The organism is Streptomyces sp. NRRL B-24085, assembly GCF_001282115.1.
Taxonomy (GTDB): Bacteria; Actinomycetota; Actinomycetes; order Streptomycetales; family Streptomycetaceae; genus Streptomyces.
This window is the reverse complement of record NZ_LJBR01000292.1, coordinates 1-5150: the sequence shown is the minus strand read 5'-3', so window position 1 is coordinate 5150 and position 5150 is coordinate 1. Positions and strand designations below refer to the sequence as shown.

The following is a 5150-nucleotide window of genomic DNA, read 5'->3' as shown; positions in this document are numbered from 1 at the left end:
CACCCGTCCCGCCCCGCGCCCCGGATGGCGCCGGACCCTGCGCCGTGACTGGCAGCTCTACTCGCTGGCCGTCCTGCCGCTGCTGTTCTTCCTGGTCTTCCGCTATCTGCCGATGATCGGCAACGTGATCGCCTTCCGGCGCTTCGAACCCGGCGGCTCGATGTTCGGCAAGGACTGGGTGGGCCTGCGCTATGTGCGCATGTTCCTCAGCGACCCGACCTTCTGGCAGGTGTTCCGCAACACCCTGTGGCTCGGCGGGCTCACCCTCGTGTTCTGCTTCCCCGTCCCGATCTTGCTCGCCCTGCTGCTCAACGAGGTGCGCAGGCGCTCCCTGAAGCGGTTCGTGCAGTCGGTGTCGTACCTCCCGCACTTCCTGTCGATCGTGATCGTCGCGGGCCTCACGATGCAGATGCTCGCCACCGACGGGCCGGTCAACCACGCCCTCGGCTGGTTCGGCCACGACGAGATCCGCTTCATCCAGGAACCCGGCTGGTTCCGCACGATCTACGTCGGCTCGGAGATCTGGCAGACCGCCGGCTGGGGCACGATCCTCTACCTCGCCGCGCTCACCACCATCGACGAGGACCTGTACGAGGCCGCGCGCATCGACGGCGCCAACCGCTGGAAGCAGATCTGGCACGTCACCCTGCCCGGCATCCGCCCCACCATGATCACACTGCTGATCCTCAACGTCGGCACGTTCATGGCGGTCGGCTTCGAGAAGGTCCTGCTGCTGTACAACCCGCTGACCTACCCGACCGCCGACGTGATCTCGACCTACGTCTACCGGGCGGGGGTCGAGTCCAACAGCTTCAGCTACGCGGCCGCGATCGGACTGTTCGAGGCGGTCATCGGCCTGGTCCTGATCACCTCCGCCAACACGCTCTCGCGCCGCACGGTGGGGACCAGCCTGTGGTGAGGCCGAGCCGCTCCTACCGGGTCTTCCAGGGCGTCAACGGGGTGGTCCTCTCCCTCGTCGTGATCGTGACCCTGTATCCCTTCGTCAACATCGTCGCGCGGTCCTTCAGCGGGGAACGGCAGATCCGGGCCGGTGAAGTGACCCTGTGGCCCAAGGGGTTCAACCTCACCACGTACCGGATCGTCTTCCAGGACTCGATGTTCTGGCGCAACTACGGCAACACCGTGTTCTACACGCTCGTCTCCACCGCCGTGGCCATGGTCCTGACGACCTGTTACGCCTACGTCCTGTCGAAGAAGCACCTCAGGGGGCGCGGGGTCCTCGTCGGCATCGCCGTGTTCACGATGTTCTTCACCGGCGGCCTGATCCCCCACTACATCCTGGTCACCGAGCTGGGACTGAAGAACAGCGTCTGGGCCATCGCGCTGCCGAACGCGATCAGCGTCTTCAACCTGCTGGTGATGAAGGCGTTCTTCGAGAGCCTGCCCACGGAGCTGGAGGAGGCCGCGCAGATCGACGGCCTGAGCACCTACGGCATCCTCTTCCGGGTCGTGCTGCCGCTGTCCAAGGCGGTCGTGGCGACCATGGTGCTCTTCTACACGGTGTCCTTCTGGAACTCCTGGTTCAGCGCGTTCCTCTACATGGACCAGTCGGACCTGATGCCGGTCACCGTCTATCTGCGCAACCTCATCGCCGGTGCCACCGGCGGCGGCAACGCGGGCGCCGGCACCGCGGAGCTCAGCCAGGTCGGGGCGAGCATCCAGGCGGTCACGATCGTGCTCACCGCGCTGCCGATCATCTGCGTGTACCCGTTCGTCCAGCGCTACTTCGTCTCGGGCGTGATGCTCGGCGCGGTCAAGGGCTGACAGCCCGTCACATCCCCAACGGACCAAAGGAGCATCCGTGGAGAACACCGGTTCGCTGTCACGGCGTCAGATCCTGGCCGCCGCAGGGTTCATCGGACTCGCCGGCCTCACCGGCTGCGGCAGCGGTGACGACGGAGGCGACACCAAGGACCTCTCCAAGAAGCAGAACGGCGCGATGAAGGAGTACCGGGCGGGCCAGCGGTTCAAGGCGTCCAAGGCGCTGTCCTTCTCCCTGCTGCACAACGACAACCCGGTCTACCCCCTCAAGAAGGACTGGCTGTTCTGGAAGGAGGTCACCAGGCGCACCGGGGTCACCATCAAGCCCCTCGACGTCCCGCTCGCCGACTACGAGAAGAAGCGCAGCGTCCTCATCGGCGCGGGCGACGCCCCCTTCATCATCCCCAAGACGTACCACCCCTCCGAGGTCGCGTTCGTCTCGTCCGGCGCGATCCTCCCCGTCAGCGACTACGTGGACCTGATGCCCAACTTCCGGGACAAGGTGAAGAAGTGGCACCTGGAACCCGAACTGGACTCCATCCGCCAGTCCGACGGCAAGTACTACCTGCTGCCCGGCCTGCACGAGAAGCCCAGGTCGGGCTATTCGCTGTCGTTCCGCACGGACATCCTCGACAAGCACGGACTGTCCCTGCCCACGACGTGGGACGAGGTGCACGACGTCCTCAGGGCTCTCAAGGCGGAGTACCCCGACAAGTACCCCTGGAGCGACCGCTGGAGCACCAACACCCCGTTCCCGTGCGGCGCGTTGTTCAACTACCTGGGCCAGGCGTACGGCGTCAAGGCGGGCTGGAACTACGACAACATCACCTTCGACACCAAGGCGCAGAAGTTCGTCTTCACCGCGACCCAGGACGCCTACCGGCAGATGATCGAGTACCTGAGAAAGATCGTCGCCGAGAAGCTCCTCGACCCCGAGAGCTTCACCCAGCAGGACGACCAGGCCGTGCAGAAGCTGCTGGCCGAGAAGTCGTACGTGATCAGCGCCAATCCGCAGGAGCTGGTGCAGAACTACCGCTACAACCTGAGCAAGCAGGTCAGGGGCGCGACCATCGAGATGGTCCCGGTCCCGCTCGGCCCGGCCGGCCCGATCCTGCTGAGCGGCATCCGGCTGGAGAACGGCGTCATGGTCTCCAGCAAGGCCCTCAAGAGCGCCGACTTCGTCGCGATGATGCAGTTCGTGGACTGGCTCTGGTACTCGGACGAGGGCCAGAAGTTCTGCAAGTGGGGCGTCGAGGGCGTCACATACACCGAGTCCGGCGGCACCTACACGCTGAAGCCCGGGATCTCGCTGATGGGCTCCGACCCGGACGCCCCGAAGGACCTCCAGAAGGACTACGGCTTCTTCAACGGCGTGTTCACCTACGGCGGCAGCTGGGAGCTGGTGTCCTCCAACTTCAGCCCGGACGAGAAGAAGTTCCAGGACGTCATGTCCCAGCGCAAGGAACTCCCCGTCGACCCGGCCCACCCGCTCCAGTCCTTCGAGCAGGAGCAGGCGACCCTGTGGGACACCCCGCTCAAGGACCACGCCATCCAGAACACCCTCCAGTTCGTGCTCGGCAAGCGCCCGATGTCCGAATGGGACGCGTTCGTCGCCGAGTCGAAGGCGAAGAACATGCAGCAACTCGTCGACCTGCACAACAAGGCGTACGAGCGGTTCAAGAAGGAGAACGGGTGATCCTCCGCGTCCCCGCCGAACCCTCGGGCCGCCTCTCCGACGCCTGGCGCCACTGCGTCGGCACCGGCAGGATCGAACTCGCCCTGCGACGCGACCACCAGGACTCCCTGCGGCTCCTCCAGCGCGAGATCGGCTTCCGGCACATCCGGGGGCACGGCCTGCTGAGCGACGGCATGGGCGTGCACCGGCCGTACGAGTGGCCCGAGGGCGTGCGACAGGTCCGTCACTCCTTCACGTACGTCGACCAGGTCTTCGACGCCTGCCTGGAACTCGGTGTCCGCCCCTTCGTCGAACTCGGCTTCATGCCCTCGCAATTGGCGTCGGGTGAGCAGACCGTGTTCTGGTGGCAGGGGAACGTCACCCCGCCCCGCTCGCACCAGGAGTGGGCCGCCCTGGTCAGGGCGACCGTCAGCCACCTCGTCGACCGGTACGGCCTCGACGAGGTGCGGGGATGGCCCGTCGAGGTGTGGAACGAGCCCAACCTGCCCGACTTCTGGCAGCACGCGGACGAGCAGGCGTACCACCGCCTCTACGAGGTGACGGCCGCCGCGGTGAAGGAGGTGGACGCGGACCTCCAGGTCGGCGGCCCCGCGATCTCACCGGGGGCCGACGAGTGGCTGGACCGCTTCGCCGAGTTCGCCGAACAGCGCGGTGTCCCGGTCGACTTCGTGTCCAAGCACGCCTACACCTCGGGCCCCGCCCAGCACGTCCCCTTCGGCGTCCACCAGACCCTGGCGCCGGCCCAGGACCTCCTGGACCAGTTCGCCACGCCCCGGGCCCGGCTGAAGGACACCGGGCTCGCCGGACTCCCGGTGCACATCACGGAGTTCAACTCCTCCTACCGGCCCGACAACCCGGTCCACGACACCGCCTTCCACGCGGCCTACCTGGCACCGGTCCTCGCCCGCGGCGGCGACCACGTCGACTCCTTCTCGTACTGGACCTTCAGCGACGTGTTCGAGGAGGCCGGCCCGCCGACCGCGCTCTTCCACGGCGGCTTCGGCCTGCTCACCCACCGACAGGTGCGGAAACCGACGTACCACCTCTACGCCTTCATGGCCCGCATGGGCCCCGACCTGCTCACCCGCGGTGCCGACCACCTGGTCAGCCGGCACCCCGACGGCCGGGTGACCGTCCTCGCCTGGGCGCCGGTCGACGCGAGCGGCGAGACACCCGGCCCGGACCGGCACCGGCTGCGCCTGTCCGTGCCCGTGCGCGGCGCCCGGGAGGCGTTCTTACGGCGGTCCGTGGTCGACGAGGAGCACGGCAACGCCCGCACGGCCTGGCAGCGGATGGGCAGCCCGCGCTCACCCGGCCGGCACCAGCTCGACGTCCTCCACGAGGCCGCCGAGCCCGGCCGGCAGCACCTGCGGCTGCCCGTCGAGGACGAGCGGACCGTACTGGACCTGACGCTGGCCCGCCACGAGATCACGCTCGTGGAGGTGAGCCCGGTGGTGGAGGAGGCCCCGCGATGGTGGGACGAACGCCGACTGCTGGGAAGGGTGCCGCAGTGAGCGGGGTGAGCCGGGTGCGGGCCAGGGCCGGTCGCACCGCAGCACACCGCCCGGCGGCAGGACAACGGCACCAGGAAGGCCACCCACCCCACACCCCGCCCTCCTTCGGCACCGGTTCGCTCTCCCGGGCCGCGGCCCTGATCCACACCCTCGTCACC

Annotated in this window: 4 protein-coding genes; all 4 read left to right on the top strand. The window is 67.7% G+C overall.

Annotation, left to right across the window (positions count from 1 at the left end; translation table 11 throughout):
• A partial coding sequence (locus tag AOJ26_RS28670; protein WP_053851260.1) for an ABC transporter permease occupies nucleotides 1-919 on the top strand: 919 nt, incomplete at its 5' end.
• Nucleotides 913-1785, top strand: a complete 873-nt coding sequence (locus AOJ26_RS28665) for a carbohydrate ABC transporter permease (protein WP_053851259.1) — start codon at nucleotides 913-915, stop codon at nucleotides 1783-1785. The genes AOJ26_RS28670 and AOJ26_RS28665, both read left to right, overlap by 7 nt.
• Nucleotides 1786-1822: 37 nt before the next feature.
• Nucleotides 1823-3478 (top strand): extracellular solute-binding protein, encoded by a 1656-nt coding sequence (locus tag AOJ26_RS28660; RefSeq protein WP_053851258.1) that lies wholly within the window; start codon nucleotides 1823-1825, stop codon nucleotides 3476-3478.
• Entirely contained in the window at nucleotides 3478-4992 is a 1515-nt protein-coding gene (locus tag AOJ26_RS28655; protein ID WP_053851261.1) for a GH39 family glycosyl hydrolase, read from the top strand. The genes AOJ26_RS28660 and AOJ26_RS28655 overlap by 1 nt, the downstream gene beginning before the upstream one ends.
• The last annotated feature ends 158 nt before the right edge of the window (nucleotides 4993-5150 follow it).